This window comes from Paenibacillus gansuensis (genome assembly GCF_042684925.1).
GTDB lineage: Bacteria > Bacillota > Bacilli > Paenibacillales > DY6 > Paenibacillus_N > Paenibacillus_N gansuensis.
This window is the reverse complement of record NZ_JBHUME010000020.1, coordinates 42516-58433: the sequence shown is the minus strand read 5'-3', so window position 1 is coordinate 58433 and position 15918 is coordinate 42516. Positions and strand designations below refer to the sequence as shown.

The window sequence follows — 15918 nt, the reverse complement described above, 5'->3', positions numbered from 1 at the left end:
GTAAAGTGAAATCAAAACCTGTTGGAATACTCCATACGAAGGATGGGCGCCGTGTCAAACGAATTTAATTTCAAACCCCAAGTGAGCGTCTCGCTCCGCGAAAAAGTAACGAACGATATCCGGGAAGCGATCCTGTCCGGCCATTTGAAGCCGGGGCAGCGAATAAGGGAGACCGAGGTCGCAGAGCAAATGGGTGTAAGCCGCGGTCCGATTCGCGAGGCCATCCGTCAGCTGGAACGTGAAGGTCTGATGGTATCGCAGCCTTATCGCGAGACGGTCGTAGCCGATATTGATCTGAACGAGGTCCGCGACATTTTGATTCCGATTCGCTTTCAGCTTGAATGGTTTGTCGTGAAAACTTATCTCGACAGGATGACAGACAGCTTCTTCGATGAGCTTCAATCGATTGTGGATAGAATGACACTGCTCAGTACCGCCCGCGATACGGAGCAAATTGCGGCAGAGGATTTCCGCTTCCATGACACGGTAATCGCACTGGCTCACGAGAGAACCGTAAAGCTGTCCTGGCAGAGCATTCAATATCAAATTAGGCTGCACTTCAACAAAAATGCGTCGTTTTATGATATCGACAAAGTGCCGGGCGACCACCAGCTTCTTCTGGACAAGCTTCGCGGCCGTCAGCTGAACGAAATCCAGGATGAACTCCTCCGCCACATCCGCGGCGATGAATCATTCCTATGCTATACTTCCTGAAAACGCCCCTACCGCCCGCCGCCTATCGGCAGGCGGTTTTTTTGGGTTTCCCAAAAAAATGGATTGACTATTCGGCGAAGCATCGTATAATGGGGAGCATAAAACAATATATTGTTAACAATCTTTTTTTGTAAGCGATAACATTTTTAGGAAGGGGCGATGGTTCAACCTGCAAATCCGGGTACGGGAAAGACTCGAAATGAACTGCAAGAGATTCAATATAACTGGAGGTACGGATATGGGCATTCGATCGAAAAGGCTGACACAAGCCTCCCGTGAAGCACTGGAATGTTATTTGTTTATCAGTCCCGCAATCATCGGTCTAGTCGTTTTCCTGCTTGGACCCATCATTGCCTCCGCATATTTCAGCTTCACGGAATATGATATTTTGAGCCCGCCCCGTTGGATTGGGCTTGATAATTATCGTACTCTGCTGTCCGACGATCTTTTTTGGAAATCGATGAAGGTCACGCTCATTTATTCGGTAGTCAGCGTTCCGCTGGGCCTTGCCGTTTCCCTGTTCTTAGCAATCCTTCTTAACCAGAATCTCAAAGGGATCTTCATTTACCGGACTATTTTCTATATGCCCGCCGTGCTTTCCGGGGTCGCAGTAGCTCTCTTATGGAGATGGTTGTTCAATCCGGATTTCGGTCTGCTTAACTGGTTTATCGGATTGTTCGGCCTGGACGGCCCTAACTGGATACTAGACGAGAACTGGGCGCTTCCTTCTGTAATCCTTATGAGCTTATGGGGCGTAGGAGGCAGCACGCTAATCTATCTGGCGGGACTTCAAGGCATTCCTTCCGACCTTTATGAAGCTGCCGAGATTGACGGAGCAGGCCGGTTCCGGCGATTCCTGAACGTAACGATCCCGATGCTCTCGCCCGTCATCTTTTTCAATCTGATCATGGGTATTATCGGTGCGTTACAGGTATTCACCGAGGGCTACGTGCTCACACAGGGAGGTCCGAACAACGCCACCTTGTTCAGTGTCCTCTATTTATACCGCAACGCCTTTGATTACCTGTCGATGGGCTATGCTTCCGCAATGGCTTGGGTGCTGTTTCTCGTCATCCTCTTTTTCACACTATTTATTTTCAAATCCTCACCCATGTGGGTGTATTACGAAGGGGGACGCAAACGATGAACTCCGTCATGGAGACACCTTTATCGGACAGATCCAGGAAGACCGGGCTGCGGCTTAAGCGCAAACGCTCCCGTACCCTTGCTATGACGGCGTCCTACCTTGTGCTTACGGCCGGAGCCCTCATAATCCTGATTCCTTTCTTCTGGATGTTGTCCACTTCGCTCAAGGAGAAGGTCGATGTCTACAAGTTTCCACCGGAATGGATCCCTTCTCCGGCACAGTGGCACAACTTTCCCGATGCGCTAACGACTTTTCCTTTTCCTTTGTATACGTTCAACACAGCCATTATTGTATTCTTTGTGCTGATCGGTACACTTCTGTCCTGCTCTCTAGCTTCGTTCGGCTTTGCAAGACTATCTGCGCCGGGCAGAGATTTCATCTTTATGCTGCTGCTGGCGACCATGATGCTGCCGTACGCCGTGACCATGGTTCCTCTGTACATACTGTTTAACAAACTGGGCTGGATCAACACATTTCTTCCGCTTATAGTTCCGTCCTGGTTTGGAAACGCTTTCTATATTTTTCTTATGCGCCAGTTTTTTATGAGTATTCCACGCGAGCTTGAAGAATCGGCAAGGATTGACGGATGCAGTACTTTTATGATCTGGCTGCGTATCCTGGTGCCGCTCACACGGCCTGTGATGGTTACGGTGGGGGTTTTTACGTTCATGGCCACCTGGAACGATTTTATGACCCCGCTGATTTATTTGACCGACGAGAGCAAAAGAACTCTTGCCCTAGCCTTGTCCTATTTTCAGGGCTCAGCAAGGTCATCACCGGAACTGCATTTGCTTATGGCGGCTACCATCTATGCGGTCGCACCTTGTCTCATTCTGTATTTCACCTGTCAACGCATTTTTGTGAAAGGCATCGTATTCACGGGGGTCAAGGGCTAATCGTCCTGTCACATAGATTCCAATACCAAATTGGGAGGAAGCGCAATGAAAGCTACTAGGAAATGGATTTCAATACTGAGTATGACCGTCATGATCCTCGTACTGTTGATCGGCTGTTCAGGGCAAAGCGGCGAAGATAATAAAACAGTGAACGGCAGCGGCACTAAAGACAAGAAAGTCACGCTGAATTTTATCAGATGGTCAAACGGCCCCGCCCTGGATGAGGAAGAGAAGGATAAGATCAAGCGATTCAATGCGTCTCACCCGAACATCGAGGTAAAAATGACTCTGCTGCCCTGGGAAGAGACCTTTAAAAAAATCGAGCTTTCGCTAGCCTCTAACAACCCCGTCGATCTGTTCTACTGGGACGTACCGGCGTATGCTTACTATAAAAAAGGCCTGATTAAGAACCTGCAGCCTTACATGCAATCGCTGGATATGAATAAGTACGACGCTAAGTTGTTCGAACCTTTCAAATTTGACAACAAGAATATGTATGTCGCGCCGGAAAACTATCAAACCCTTATTTTTTACTACAACAAAGATCTATTCGACAAAGCCGGGGTCGAGTATCCTATGAACGACTGGTCATGGGATGATGTCTTGGAAGCTTCCAAAAAGCTGACGATCCGCGACGGCGATAAAGTGACCCAATTCGGCTTCGACGTCGGCGCACTGGGCAACTGGTGGGGCTGGAACGCATTAACTGAAGCGCAAGGCGGCAAATTGGCCGAAAATGTCCACGAACCGGCATCAGTAAACTTCGCTTCCAAGGAAGCGGTGCAGGCGGTAAAGTTCCTTCGGGACATGATTTACGAGCATAAAGTGGCGCCGGATACGATCCAAGGCCAGGCAATTGGCGGCGGCAATCTGTTCCTCACCGGAAAAATAGCGATGACGACGGGCGGCGACTGGGACTTGGGTGCCATCAAGGAAGTGAAGGACTTTAAATGGGGTATGGTGAAGCTCCCAACCTGGCAGGGACAGCGGGCAACCCCCTATTTCATGGGCGGATACGTCATTGCGGACAAATCCAAAAATTCGGATCAAGCCTGGGAATTTATAAAATGGGCTATGACGGAAAACCAGGAAACGCTCGCCAAGCAGCAATCCTGGATTCCGGTCTATAAGCCGGCCCTTGATACGATCACTCCGCCAGAATGGGCGCCGGAAGGCTATAAGGATTCGCGGTTCGAATGGATGCAGAACGGCCTGATCGGAGATATTTACCACCTGAGATGGCGGGAAGCAGGCGATAAGGCAATCGGTCCGGTCGGACAGGAAATCTGGACGAACAAGATCCCGGTTGAAGAAGGCCTGAAGAAAATGAACGATAAGATTAATGAAATTCTGCAAAAAAAGTAACCTGAGATAAATTGGGTGAAAACACGGCGGCGCTGCATGAATGGACATGGAACACGGATTGGCTTGGGAACTGGACGGCTATCCGGTCCCGGCTCCATTGACCTCTCGATCCGTAATAATAAAAAGAGGAAGATGCACTTAACGTGCGTCTTCCTCTTCGTCCATCCGATCCTCTTGCTGCTCCTGCCGATATTCCCCGCCCGGCGTGTTCAGAGTATCGTCTTCCCGTTCGTCAATCAGATCCTCTTGCTGTTCCTGCTGTATCTCCGGGCCCGCATTATTGCAGCCTGCCGCCGCTGTAAGGAGTGCTATGCCAAGAACAGATTTGGCTACTATGCCACTTGATTTCCAATATCTGTACATGTATTCACCTCCTGAGCCTATTATGTAATCTTCACTCCTGTATTATTCAGAAAAGATAGGAGATGGGTTTCCTGCTCTTTTTATCAGTTAATCTGCATGTCGCATCAACTAAAACAACCGTCCCCCGGTTTCCCGAGAGGACGGTTGTTTTTATCAATATTGCTGTACCGATGTTAGTGCATCACCATTGCTACCTCAGGCTGCTGGCCGGTGTTCTGCGCAGCATTCTTAGGCTTTCTCAGGAAGAAGGCAATCAATATGCCCAGCACGGCGATACCTACAAGGACGTAGAACGTATCCCCAAAAGCCAGACCGCCTGCTTTCGCCGGGTCAGTGCCGTCTGTGATGTAATCCTTGGTCAGCGTAGTATGAATGGTTGTCAAACCTGCTACCGCGAACGAAGTCATAACCTGCTGGGCAGCATTCGTCAAGGACGTAACCCGGCTGACCAGGTTTTGCGGTGCGGACTGCATCAGATGGGTGTTCAGCGGCATCATGCTAAGTCCCATACCCGCACCTAACAGCGCAAGCGGAGGCACCATGGCCCAGACACTGTCATCCATCTGGATCCGGGATAGCAGGAACGCTGCAAGGAGAACCAGAGACATTCCGCTGATCACCAGCGGACGCGCGCCGATCTTATCAAACAATTTCCCGCCGATCGGCATGAACAAACCTGCGGCAAGAGCTTGCGGCAGCATAACCAGACCGGTTTCAAAAGCGGTATATTGCTTCGCCATTACGAGGAATAACGGAATCATAAACAGCGTACCGAAAAGGGCGATTTGAGAGATCCACTGCACAATTATGCCGCGGGTAAAGTCTGACGATTTAAACACGCGCAGCTCAAGCAGCGGATTCTCGCGCCTCAATTCGGCGATCACGAATCCGATCAGCGCGGCTCCACCCACAATCAAACCTGTCAGCGTCTGTGCGGAGGTCCAGCTGTTTCCTCCTTCGCTTACCCCGTAAGACAACCCTGCAAAGGCAATTGGCCCCAGGATAATACCCGCCATATCAAGCGCCGGAACCGACTGTCTATCTATGTTAGGAAGCGTGCGCAGACCAATCAGAATTCCGATAATGCCGACCGGCAGGTTCAATAGGAAGATCCATTTCCAACTTGCATAATCTACAAGCCATCCCGCTATAACCGGGCCAAGGGCTGGCGCCAGCAGAATCGGAATGCCCATCATGCCCATTACCGCACCCACTTTGCCGGGAGGGCTCAGTCGATACGTGAACGCCATCGCGATCGGCATAACCATCCCGCCGCCGATTCCTTGAATAACCCTGTAGATAATCAGTTGGTTTACATCTGCCGCAAGCGCGCACAGAAGCGAACCCAACGTGAACATGGCCACAGAAATCAAGAATATTTTCTTAGCGCCGAACCTGTCGGATAACCAGCCTGCGAGCGGAATAACCGCTGCCTGGGCCAGAGCGTAACCCGTAACGGTCCACTGCACCACGGACAAATCTTTACCGAACTCCGTTACGAAACCCGGTAATGCAACATTCATTGCCGTTCCATCCAGAATAACCATAAACAAACCGACGATGATTGCAACCAGCGGAGCCAAAATACTCCTGATGGACGGCTCCTGACCGTCAGGTACTGCCTTTGCTGTTGTTGCTGCCAATTCTCTCTCCTCCATCCTGTTAGCGGGTGTATATTCGTATCGTGGGGCCTCCAGGATTGACCTGAGCCCGTACGTCCCGTTACAATAATATGTAAACGAAGTCGTTATCATCCCGCAAACGGACAATTGTCCGTTTTCTTGCATCATAACGGACAATTGTCCGTCAGTCAATACCCCTATCCATTTTTAGGAAACGAGGTGGCCGTCATGCAGCTTCGACAACCGCGAAGAGACGCAGCAGAACATAGGGAACGCATCCTGCATACCGCCGTTGCATTGTTCAAGGAACATGGCGTTGATACCGTCAGCATGCATCAAATAGCCAAGTCGGCCGGTGTAGGTCAAGGCACTTTATACCGCAGATATGCAAGCAAAGGTGAGCTATGTATAGACTTAATGAACGAAAGCTTTATTCAGTTTCAGGTTCAGATTAAGGCCATTGTCCAGGACCGTCCTGCTGTTTCCCCGGCAGACCGGCTGCGGGAAATCATAAGCGTCTGTATCGATTTTCTTGAGGACAAATCAGGCTATCTCGGAGCAGTCCAATCTTCCCAGTGCGAAGACGGGCGGCCTCTGATGTACCGGTCGGCTCCGTATCTGTTTATTCAGGAACAAATTCAGCAGCTGCTTCTTGAACATAAGGAACAACATCCTGCCTCCGCCGTTGATCCCGAGTTCACTTCCCACGCTTTCCTGGCGGTGATCTGTCCTGAATTGTATATGGAGTTCCGATACAGCCAAGGCAGAACAACAGAGGACATAAAGCGTCATGTGGAACAGCTTTTGGTAGACCCGCTAGTAAGATGATAAAATCCCTTATTTTCCATGCCCATACCGGTTCCGGTTACGCCCGGTCCGCAATGGCTAAGGGCGAGCATGGATAAAGGAGACTTGAATGCACAAAAAGGCCGTTTCCGAATACTTTCGGAACGGCCTAATGTATAGATCCTAATCCTCTGTAGAATTCTCCTCTGTTGAACCTTTCAACTGACGTTCCTCAAATTGCAAATATTCATCCCTGAGAATTCCCATATAAATCACGTCCCGGTATTGCCCGTCTTTAAATAGGCGCTGCCTCAGTCTTCCTTCTTCTTTGAAGCCTGCGTTAAGGTAGGAACGGTAAGCTTTGTCATTATAATCATAGACCTGCAGCTGCAGCCTGTTCAGATTCAATGTCCGAAAGACGAACCTTTGCAGGAGGCGAATCGCTTCCCGGCCGTATCCCTTGCCGTGCATTTCCATATCCCCGATCACAATTCCCAGCTCTGCTACACGGTTTTTCCAATCCACGAAATGCAGGTCGATCTGCCCTATGTAAGCTTCCGTATCCTTATGGGCAATAATAAAGCCTTTGATGCTCGAGGTTCCGTCCAGCATTGAATTCAGGAAGCTCTCAGTCGCATGTACGGTATGCGGATAATCAAAGACATCCGACAGCGCCCCAACGATCCGTTCATCATTAACCCACTTGCGGATAAACGGGAAGTCTTCCTTCCGGTATTCCCTTAGCAGAATCCGGTCACCAACGATATGAGGCATACATGTAACTCCCCTCTATAGACAAAAACGGGAAGATCGCTCCCCCCGCCCGCTTTATTTAAATTGCGTCAATTGTATCACCTTACATATGGATTGTTCTGTTTCTCATAACCGATCGTCGTTCTGGGTCCATGTCCCGGATACACGATTACATCATCTTGTAAAGTATAGAGCTTGCTGCGGATGCTGTTGTAAAGCTCCCGTTCGCTGCCCCCGGTCAGGTCGGTCCGGCCGATAGACATTTTAAAAAGCACGTCACCGCCGAACAAGTGCTTATTGTCGTACAGCAAACTGCAGCTTCCAGGTGAATGGCCGGGCGTATGGAATACGCGGAACTTCTCACCGAGCAGTTTCAGTGTCATCCCGTCGTCCAGCGCGTATTCAGCCGGTTCGGTTACTATCGGGCCGCCGAGATCCGGCCAACGGGCCGAACCGTTCAGCTTCGGATCCGTCAGCCAGTCGGCTTCCGCATCGTGCAGATACACAGGGCAGTTCTTCCACTTGCGGATTTCATCCACCCCGCCGATATGATCGAGATGGGCATGAGTAAGCACAATCGCCTCGATCTCCACGTTCTCAATCCGTTTCAGCAGAGGTTTCGGGCTCATGCCCGGATCGATAATAAAGCCCCTCTTGCCATCCGGATCCGTCAACAAATAGGCATTCGTCTGGAAAGCGCCCAGCGAAAAGCTCTCGATGTTCAACTGTGCCATAAATCAGAACGATGCCAACAGGTCCCGCAGCTCTTTTACGATCACGCTTTGGTAGCCTGTGCCCTCTCCGTATTGCTTCATAATTTCGGCACGAACAGCCGCCATTTTGTCCTGATAATCCGGGGCTTCACGATCCGGATCGGTTTTTTTGAATTCAGCCATCACCGCTTGAACATGCGCAGGACGCGGGCCCCACTGCCCGAGCACATAACCGCCTGTATCCGCAAAAATAACAATCGGGATACTCCGTCCGCCGAACGTAAGGAACCGGTCCATCGTTTCCAGGTTGTCTTCCATAATCAGCACTTCCACCGGAATCCCTGAATTCTCCAACGCACGGAACACGACAGGAATATTGCGCACGACATCCCCGCACCAGTCGGCAGCGAGGATCAGGCAGCGAAGATCGTCACGGTTGTTCAGCGATTCAAAAAATTCCTTGTCTTCCTCCGATTCCCAAGCGAAACGGTCATACCAGTCCTGAAAAGCTTCCTTATTCTTCGTCATCCCATCGATAAATTGCTGCGGCTTTAATCCTGTATTCAGCTGAGACCCTACAGATTTGCTCATTTGTGACACTCCTTAACCGGTGTTATTTTTTATTTCTGCGAACATATTTTACTGCAAAATAGACCGCCAGCAGCACAACAGCCGCTATAAGAGCGGGCTGTACGTATTGTCCCGCCTTCTCATCCACATGTTCCCAGTTTGAGCCCAGTGTATCCCCTAAGTATACAAACAAAATGGACCATGGAATCACAGCTGCAGTCGTGAGCAGGGTAAACTTGCCCAAAGGCATTTTGGCAATCCCTGCAGGGATCGAAATCGCGTGCCTTACGACCGGAATGAACCGGGCTGTGAAAACGACCACCGTTCCATATCGTTCAAACCATTCTTCCGACATGTCGATCTGCTTTTTGTTAATAAAAATATATTTCCCGTATTTCTCAAGAAAAGGCCTGCCGCCGTAGCGCCCGATCCAGTACACGAAAATTTGGGCGATGACACCGCCGATCGTTCCGAAAATCACGGCCCCCAGGAAAGAAATTTCCCCTTGGGATACGAGATATCCGCCGAAAGCCAGCACAATTTCACTCGGAATGACTTCAATCATGAGGCCCAGCATAATTCCCCAATACCCTAAGCTCTCAACCCATTGCAATAAATCATGAACGATACCAGACATGCCTCTCCCACTTTCTATATGTAATCCACTTTATTCTAACATATGGTGACAAGCCTTTGCATAGACATGTTGTATCACAGACTCCGGTAGGAGTTGAACGATTGAGGAGGCATGGCCGATGTCCAATTTCTTCGTTGTAACCAAAAGGCAGCTGCAGCTGGTGCTCATCGCCGGGCTGATGGTGGTTGCCGCCACGCTGTATTTGAACCTCCATAACACCACAAGCGCATTACAGCCTGCAGCTTCCGAAACAGGCGCCGCCGAGCGCACGATTCACATCGTTACAGGAGAGTATAAGTCAACCGGGGCTGACGGAAAAGAAATCGAAGCTTATACCTTCCACCCTGGCACGATATATGTAGGTCAGGGCGAGCCGGTGAATCTTTCGTTTTACGGGGTGAACGGCGGAAGCCACCCTTTTATCATCGAGGGAACGAACATTAGAAGCGAGGTCCGAAAAGGCAAAGAGACCGTCGTCCGCTTTCAGACCGAACAGGAAGGCACTTACCGCATTGTCTGTTTGACGCATCCCGAAAACGGCCGTACCGCCCCCATGATCGGTTACATTATCGTGGATTAAAGAGAGCCGGATAAAGTAGCCTGACGCCCTATCTCTGCATAAGGTGTTGTAGAGAGGAGCGGTGAATTTCATGCAGTACAACCAGGTGAAACATCAAGCGGGGGGCCTGCCGACGGCCAGAAAAATCCGCAGGGCATGCAGTAAAGAATTATACCGTGCCGTGAAGCGGCTGAAGACGTACATCCCTGCCGACAAGCTTGCGGAAGGGGAAACGTTGTATTATAAGAAAGTTATGTTGAATCTGCTCTGGATTCACGAACACAGCAGCAACCGGAAGATGTTGGCCGATTGGTGGGACGAGAATGTGTGTCAGGAGCTTGCCGGGCTTTGGGACGTTCCTGCCGATCAGCTTTCGAAAGCGTTCCGGGAATCGTTCGGAGGCTAAGCAAAGGACCGCCCTTTGGGGACGGTCCTTTTACTGTTTCAAGCTGCTGGCATTTGTATTACCCGATGACCCCGAAAACTTCAACGCCGGCAGGGATTTGTCGTGTTCTAAACACGGTGCCGTTGTTATCCAGCAGCTGGACTCTATATCTGACTTGTGTCAGGGTTGAGATCGTGCTGAACCTGGCTGCTCCGTATCGATCGAAGCTTGTGGTAGCTACAACCTGGCCTGTGCTCTGGCGGATTAACCTGGCACGGAAACCTGTTGTATTGAATGGCACTCCATTGCTTTGCAGCCACACGATGACCAGACGGGAAAATATTTTACCGGCCGTTTTCGCGGATACTTGTCTGCGCGCCAGTACACGTCCGCCTGATACGCCGGCTTTTAATAAAGGTTTAGGTTGCTTCATCGACAGTCACTCCTTTTATGCATTTCCAATTACCGTATGCTAAAAGGGAGACCTATGATTGGATGAACTTTGTGAAGAAACAACCTAATTATGCAGCGGGATTCCGAACACCGATGCGCATTGTTCCGCCAAGAAACTGGCTTGCTGGGTAAGGTGGAATTTTCTTCCGTTGGCCGGGTTTGGGAGTTCACTCAGTGCTTTGGCCAATGTTTCATATTGGAGGTAAGAACGGACCGCGGCCTGCGCGAGCTGCCTCGCCTGCTCTTCGTCTCCCCTGCTTCTTAATTGAAGCGCCCCTTGATATAAAAGTTGAATGTATTCCTCCTGTTTCTGTGTATCATATCTGTCGAGTTCAACAGCACGGGAGAGCAGCGGAACGGCCTCATGCCAGCGGTGAAGTTGTGCCTGCATCGTCCCCGCTTTCCAAAGCAAGGAGACGCGGTCCGGTTCATAGCTTAGTCCGTCGTAGAGCAGGCGCAAACCTTGTTCCAGCGGCATCCTTTCAGCAAGACGCAGCCGGTTGGCCGTATCATAGGGATTGTAACGCAAAGCTGTGAAACGGCTCCCCTCCCCAGGGTTTGCGGAGGTGAGAGCAACTTGCCCCGCCTCAAACCTGACGCTGTAGACCCCTGCTGCAGTGATTCCTATAAGGAGCAGGCCGATCAGGACGTTTGCTTTGGCCGAGGCGGGATGATTCCTGAATTCAGATGGCTTGGCAATCACATCGGTTCCCCCGATAGCGACCATGCTAAACAGGAACAGCCAGTAAAAGCCAAATGACATGTCAAAATCTATTGCAGCGTGTAACAGGAGCACGACAGCAGGGGCCGCAAGCCAGAGAGACCGGCGGACTATCCGATAGAGGAAATAGAACAGCATTCCTATGAAAAAAAGGAAGCCTGTCCAACCCAAATCTAGCAAGATATCAATATATCCGCTATGCACCTCCGTCCCTACATAAGGCTGCTGTTGAAAGCGGGTGTATTTGTTCGCCCAGGTGTTCCCTCCGCCTCCGGTCCAAGGCGATTCCTGCAGCATCGTCCATGCATCCAAGTAAAAAAGCTTACGCGCAGCAGCAGTTTCATAATGGCCTCCTGCACGTTGTACCGTGCTGTCCGGAACAATGGCTGCAAAGAGGACCAGGCCGATCAATAAGATGCTTGTAAGGATCAGGGGCTTGCTTTGGGGCTTTGCTGTGACACGCAAAGTGCCTAGTACAGCGGCTGCGGAATAGGCGAGGGTTACCGATAAGAGCAGAGGAAGCCCGGGATACAGCATATCCATCTGCATCTCCCGCAGTATTTCCCGATAGGCTACAGCCGCGCAGACAGCAGGCAGCAGAGAGAACATCGCGTATCTGATTTTATCTCTCGCTGGGGTACACATGAGGCCGATGATCCAACCAGCCGCTGCCGCGATCCAGCCCCCTCTGGATTCTGTAAGCAATAATGCGGTTACGTACGGGACTTGGGGCAGAGCCAGAAGCCACAGCTTCCATCCATAGCAGCGCAAAGCTGAAAGCTTGGCGGTATGAAAGAGAAAGAGCGCACTCAGCACGGCAGCCAGCATATTCGCATATTGAAAAAATCCAGACAAACGAAAGCCTGCTTCAGATAACCGTCTGTCATCTGTATAAACGACGATGTTCGGGAAGTCCAAAACTCCATAGAACCCGAGCCAGGCTCCTCCTGTAACAAAGATTCCAACCCAAGGCAGCAACCAGTTCATGGCCTCCCTGCCTCGCGGCCTTTGCCCATAGAGTGCAGCCAGCCAGAGAAAGCAGCCGTAAAAAGTCCACCTGAGCAGTTCATTTATCGTAGCGCCTGCCGATGCCGGATGATAGCCCAGCTTCAGCGCATACAACACGGCCATACCTAATGGCAGAAGAGCCCAGGTTAGGGCTGGAAACAGCGGCCTGCGGCTTTTTAGGCTATAGATCAACGCCGCCCCTGCAGACAAGAATATGACGATTTGCAAGGCATACCCATCGCGGTCAAAAAAGAGCCCGCGGCGAAACGCAGCCGCCGCCAGCAGAGTAATCAGGAACACGAGAAACAGCGCGTTGCGGGTTTGCACTAGTCAGGCCTCCCGGTTAGTTGGAATCGATTGTGAATCAGGTATGTGTTAAGTTCTGCATACGAAAGAAAAAACCTGCCTGTACAAGGATAGGCAGGTTTGTTTCACTATAGGCGTTATACCGATGGCAGACCAATAAACAAGTATAACTCATTATCAAGGGGTTCATCTTGATCCAATATTTGAACTTGCCAGATGCCTTCTTCTAACAAATCCGCATCAATATCGAATTTGTATAGATGCTTGTCCGGATCACTTAAGACCGCACTGATAATAGCACCCTCTACTTCTACTTCTGTCTCTCCCTCACCATCGTAAGCCAACTTATAGATCCTTACTGTAAAGTCACGGTCCATGGGCCTACCCTCGGCATATGCTTTAAAGTAGTAGGTCTTGGTGTCTTCAGAATCCTTAATAAACTCCTGGTAATTTTCAAGAATCGTAGAAGGGTCTTTATAAAAGACTACACCATCACTCCCCAATACAAGCGCCGTTCTCCAACCATATCTTACGATTTCACCGGTTGGCGTTACAGCAGCGAAAGCAATTCTATCATCATTAGCAGCCTCTATCTTATCTTTGTACTCTATGAAATCATCGTCAAGTTTACTGCCTACGAAAAGTCTTGGCACTTCATTGGAAGTAACGTTTTTGTATTTCAGAATGGTACCTTCAGGCAACTCTTCTTCTGTGTAGGACGGAAGCGTCGTAAACCCGTTTCCTAAAGGCCCTTCTATCCCCTTAGTGTACAACTCGTCACCGAAGTCCTCGATTAGGGACAGCTGATGCTCAGTGGTAAGAATACCGTGATATCCATTTCCTGAAGTATCTTTTCCAGGATTCGTTTCATCCGAGAAACTCCAATATCCAGCAAGATCGCTATCGATGTGCCTACTGCTATGATTTGTCATATCGGACACAATATCTTCGGACGTACGTGCCGTCTTCCAAATACGCACCTCACCGATCATGCCGTCAAAATAACGTTCTTGGAAATCCGAGCCGATTGTAATGTTAGATGCATTGGTTGAGCTTACAACTCCAGCTAAGGAAGAATCAAGCTCCCCATTGATATATAACCGCATTTCGTTCTGCATTTCGTTCTGACCTACTTTATAAACAGCGGCAATGTGATACCATTTTCCCGTTTCTAATGTACGGACAGAGTTAAGTTGAAAGGTATCATTGATTGCAAAATTAATGTGATTAAACCCATCCAAAGTTGGCGGACCATCGCTGGTACGCAAAGTAAATGAAGGTTCCCTGCTGGTTTGGTATTTACTGATAATTCCTTCTTTCCAACCGAAAGAGTCAGGTTTGATCCATGCCTCTAAAGTATACGATCCGACATCTACATTACTGTCAGGCAGCAGAATATGCTTGCCTTCTGCTCTCGCAAAGGAACGTGAATGCAGCGGCATTTCCCATGCTCTCTGCGGGGCAAACTCACTCTCAACATGGCTGCCTTCATAAACCATGTGCGCCTTGACTGTATAGTTTCCTTGAGACAGCTTTTCAGCCGGGAAGAATGCGTGTCCTTCCGAATCGGCTGTCACAACTACATCCTGATCTGCGTATTGAACTTTTACAGGCGGAAGGTTAGTACTAGCGTATTTATACAAATATATACTGGAATCAGGCACTGCACCCGTTACAACCAGACCTTCTTCCGTCACTTCTATAACCGGGCTCTTCATAAAATACTTAACAGTCCGGGCACTTTCAGCTCTGCCGGGGGAAGTAACCGTGAACCCGAACTTGCCTACTTTATTCTCTATCGGCACCTGTTCAAAAACAACATATGATACCTCACTGCTTGATGCTTCAACCGTTTTGGAGGCAACTAGCTCTCCTGATGGATCGTAGATTTTCACCGTATCGCCCGAGGACAATCCGTCTACTTTCACCTTGCCAAGAGCGGGGTAGATAAAGATATGATCAGCGCTTGGAGGCAGCGAAGCTTCAACCGTTGCAGGAGGCTGCGTGAGCGCCGACACCGTGTTGGACTCGCCTTGGCGAACCCCCGCGTTTACCTGCAGCTTGAACTGATAAGCCGTTGACGGTTTCAGCCCGGTTACCAAAGCCAATTGAGATTGTTCATTCAAAGGCTTGGTTAGGACCGCCTCTTTCCAAGTCAGTCCCTGATCTTCGGACTGAAGCAGCTTCACATTCCCGCTTTGCAGAGCAGAAAACAGCAGAGAAACGGACTCCGGAGTAGACGCGGCAGCCAACACAGTTAAATCGCCAATAGGCGCATTTACCTTCGCAGGTTGGACATTTCCCAAAAGAAACTTAAAGTCCTCTTTCGTTCCCTTACGCCCATCTTGGTTATAATCATATGTATCGGCTCCCGGTGCTTTCATGAGCTTCGCGATGTCCCTGATATCGAACACTTTATCCGAGTCCACGATGACCGGCGGAAGCGCAACGACAGCGGCAGTTTCCCCATACGTAAGCTCTGCAGTCAGGTTGTGGGCTCCTTCCGGTAAATCACGGGCAAAGGTTATCGATACAATCCCGGAGTTGTTACCTTGGCCTCTTCCGAGCTCAATCCCGTTCTCTTTAAGAACAATCATGGTGCCGGCAGGAGCGCGAAAGAGAACCTCGGGCCGCACTTGATCCGTCACTGTTGTACGAGCAGGCATTAACAAAATAGGCCGATCCTGATCTGCAGCCGATAAAGCCGCCTGCGCAGTATCGCCCTCCGGCAGAAGGTATCCTCCTGCAGCGAGTAAAGCGATAACGGATATTTCCTTCACCTTATGTTTAAAGTACGGAGTATAATTCATGATTAAAAATCCTCCCTTGCCTGAATCAGGCGAGATTCCACACCGCAGTGGAAATTTTTACTTATTCGTTTCTATTCTAGCAGAGAGCTTCTAATGAACATAGTATTTTT

16 protein-coding genes are annotated in these 15918 nt (G+C 49.8%); 7 read left to right on the top strand and 9 right to left on the bottom strand.

What is annotated here, in order from left to right; all coding sequences use genetic code 11:
* Positions 1-51 precede the first annotated feature (51 nt).
* The 4 genes from ACFSUF_RS24875 to ACFSUF_RS24860 all read left to right on the top strand — a co-directional run bounded on the left by ACFSUF_RS24875 (position 52) and on the right by ACFSUF_RS24860 (position 4122).
* A complete protein-coding gene (locus ACFSUF_RS24875) occupies positions 52-714 on the top strand; it encodes a GntR family transcriptional regulator (RefSeq protein ID WP_377607735.1) in 663 nt (220 codons plus the stop codon).
* A 238-nt stretch (positions 715-952) separates the two neighbouring features.
* Positions 953-1861: a carbohydrate ABC transporter permease gene (locus ACFSUF_RS24870; protein WP_377607733.1), complete on the top strand. Its 909-nt coding sequence runs from the start codon at positions 953-955 to the stop codon at positions 1859-1861.
* The gene (locus ACFSUF_RS24865) at positions 1858-2757 is read left to right on the top strand and encodes a carbohydrate ABC transporter permease (protein ID WP_377607731.1); all 900 of its coding nucleotides are present in this window, start codon (positions 1858-1860) and stop codon (positions 2755-2757) included. The genes ACFSUF_RS24870 and ACFSUF_RS24865 overlap by 4 nt, the downstream gene beginning before the upstream one ends.
* Positions 2758-2802: 45 nt before the next feature.
* Complete coding sequence (locus ACFSUF_RS24860; RefSeq protein WP_377607729.1) at positions 2803-4122, top strand: ABC transporter substrate-binding protein; 1320 nt, start codon at positions 2803-2805, stop codon at positions 4120-4122.
* 138 nt (positions 4123-4260) lie between these two features.
* On the opposite strand, the gene ACFSUF_RS24855 is transcribed toward ACFSUF_RS24860, so the two are convergent.
* Both ACFSUF_RS24855 and ACFSUF_RS24850 read right to left on the bottom strand, forming a co-directional pair.
* On the bottom strand, positions 4261-4485 hold the full coding sequence (locus ACFSUF_RS24855; protein ID WP_377607727.1) for a hypothetical protein: 225 nt from the start codon (positions 4483-4485) through the stop codon (positions 4261-4263).
* Positions 4486-4658: 173 nt separating this feature from the next.
* Positions 4659-6239 (bottom strand): DHA2 family efflux MFS transporter permease subunit, encoded by a 1581-nt coding sequence (locus ACFSUF_RS24850; RefSeq protein ID WP_377607802.1) that lies wholly within the window; start codon positions 6237-6239, stop codon positions 4659-4661.
* Positions 6240-6335: 96 nt separating this feature from the next.
* Here ACFSUF_RS24850 and ACFSUF_RS24845 point away from each other — a divergent pair, with 96 nt between their 5' ends.
* Positions 6336-6935, top strand: a complete 600-nt coding sequence (locus tag ACFSUF_RS24845) for a TetR/AcrR family transcriptional regulator (protein WP_377607725.1) — start codon at positions 6336-6338, stop codon at positions 6933-6935.
* A gap of 141 nt (positions 6936-7076) precedes the next feature.
* On the opposite strand, the gene ACFSUF_RS24840 is transcribed toward ACFSUF_RS24845, so the two are convergent.
* The 4 genes from ACFSUF_RS24840 to ACFSUF_RS24825 all read right to left on the bottom strand — a co-directional run bounded on the left by ACFSUF_RS24840 (position 7077) and on the right by ACFSUF_RS24825 (position 9566).
* Positions 7077-7667, bottom strand: coding sequence for a GNAT family N-acetyltransferase (locus ACFSUF_RS24840; RefSeq protein WP_377607723.1), 591 nt, complete (start codon positions 7665-7667; stop codon positions 7077-7079).
* Between the two features lie 77 nt (positions 7668-7744).
* Complete coding sequence (locus ACFSUF_RS24835; RefSeq protein ID WP_377607721.1) at positions 7745-8380, bottom strand: MBL fold metallo-hydrolase; 636 nt, start codon at positions 8378-8380, stop codon at positions 7745-7747.
* A gap of 3 nt (positions 8381-8383) precedes the next feature.
* Positions 8384-8950 (bottom strand): thioredoxin family protein, encoded by a 567-nt coding sequence (locus ACFSUF_RS24830; protein WP_377607719.1) that lies wholly within the window; start codon positions 8948-8950, stop codon positions 8384-8386.
* Between the two features lie 22 nt (positions 8951-8972).
* Complete coding sequence (locus ACFSUF_RS24825) at positions 8973-9566, bottom strand: DedA family protein (protein WP_377607717.1); 594 nt, start codon at positions 9564-9566, stop codon at positions 8973-8975.
* Positions 9567-9684: 118 nt separating this feature from the next.
* Between ACFSUF_RS24825 and ACFSUF_RS24820 the strand changes: the two genes are divergently transcribed.
* Complete coding sequence (locus tag ACFSUF_RS24820; RefSeq protein WP_377607715.1) at positions 9685-10146, top strand: cupredoxin domain-containing protein; 462 nt, start codon at positions 9685-9687, stop codon at positions 10144-10146.
* A gap of 70 nt (positions 10147-10216) precedes the next feature.
* Positions 10217-10531 carry a dehydrogenase gene (locus tag ACFSUF_RS24815; RefSeq protein WP_377607713.1) on the top strand — a complete coding sequence of 105 codons (315 nt, stop codon included), beginning with the start codon at positions 10217-10219 and terminating at the stop codon, positions 10529-10531.
* A gap of 58 nt (positions 10532-10589) precedes the next feature.
* Here the strand turns inward: ACFSUF_RS24815 and ACFSUF_RS24810 are convergent, their stop codons facing one another.
* The 3 genes from ACFSUF_RS24810 to ACFSUF_RS24800 form a co-directional block, all read right to left on the bottom strand.
* Positions 10590-10943, bottom strand: a complete 354-nt coding sequence (locus ACFSUF_RS24810) for a hypothetical protein (RefSeq protein ID WP_377607711.1) — start codon at positions 10941-10943, stop codon at positions 10590-10592.
* Between the two features lie 84 nt (positions 10944-11027).
* Positions 11028-13019: an O-antigen ligase family protein gene (locus tag ACFSUF_RS24805; protein WP_377607709.1), complete on the bottom strand. Its 1992-nt coding sequence runs from the start codon at positions 13017-13019 to the stop codon at positions 11028-11030.
* A 116-nt stretch (positions 13020-13135) separates the two neighbouring features.
* Entirely contained in the window at positions 13136-15808 is a 2673-nt protein-coding gene (locus tag ACFSUF_RS24800) for a LamG-like jellyroll fold domain-containing protein (protein ID WP_377607707.1), read from the bottom strand.
* Positions 15809-15918: the final 110 nt, after the last annotated feature.

What these genes read in the sequence shown, in the direction of transcription:
- ACFSUF_RS24870 (WP_377607733.1), top strand. Translation starts at nt 953, where the DNA reads ATGGGCATTCGATCGAAAAGGCTGACACAAGCCTCCCGTGAAGCACTG.
- ACFSUF_RS24865 (WP_377607731.1), top strand. Translation starts at nt 1,858, where the DNA reads ATGAACTCCGTCATGGAGACACCTTTATCGGACAGATCCAGGAAGACC.
- ACFSUF_RS24860 (WP_377607729.1), top strand. Translation starts at nt 2,803, where the DNA reads ATGAAAGCTACTAGGAAATGGATTTCAATACTGAGTATGACCGTCATG.
- ACFSUF_RS24855 (WP_377607727.1), bottom strand. Translation starts at nt 4,485, where the DNA reads ATGTACAGATATTGGAAATCAAGTGGCATAGTAGCCAAATCTGTTCTT.
- ACFSUF_RS24850 (WP_377607802.1), bottom strand. Translation starts at nt 6,239, where the DNA reads ATGATAACGACTTCGTTTACATATTATTGTAACGGGACGTACGGGCTC.
- ACFSUF_RS24845 (WP_377607725.1), top strand. Translation starts at nt 6,336, where the DNA reads ATGCAGCTTCGACAACCGCGAAGAGACGCAGCAGAACATAGGGAACGC.
- ACFSUF_RS24840 (WP_377607723.1), bottom strand. Translation starts at nt 7,667, where the DNA reads ATGCCTCATATCGTTGGTGACCGGATTCTGCTAAGGGAATACCGGAAG.
- ACFSUF_RS24835 (WP_377607721.1), bottom strand. Translation starts at nt 8,380, where the DNA reads ATGGCACAGTTGAACATCGAGAGCTTTTCGCTGGGCGCTTTCCAGACG.
- ACFSUF_RS24830 (WP_377607719.1), bottom strand. Translation starts at nt 8,950, where the DNA reads ATGAGCAAATCTGTAGGGTCTCAGCTGAATACAGGATTAAAGCCGCAG.
- ACFSUF_RS24825 (WP_377607717.1), bottom strand. Translation starts at nt 9,566, where the DNA reads ATGTCTGGTATCGTTCATGATTTATTGCAATGGGTTGAGAGCTTAGGG.
- ACFSUF_RS24820 (WP_377607715.1), top strand. Translation starts at nt 9,685, where the DNA reads ATGTCCAATTTCTTCGTTGTAACCAAAAGGCAGCTGCAGCTGGTGCTC.
- ACFSUF_RS24815 (WP_377607713.1), top strand. Translation starts at nt 10,217, where the DNA reads ATGCAGTACAACCAGGTGAAACATCAAGCGGGGGGCCTGCCGACGGCC.
- ACFSUF_RS24810 (WP_377607711.1), bottom strand. Translation starts at nt 10,943, where the DNA reads ATGAAGCAACCTAAACCTTTATTAAAAGCCGGCGTATCAGGCGGACGT.
- ACFSUF_RS24800 (WP_377607707.1), bottom strand. Translation starts at nt 15,808, where the DNA reads ATGAATTATACTCCGTACTTTAAACATAAGGTGAAGGAAATATCCGTT.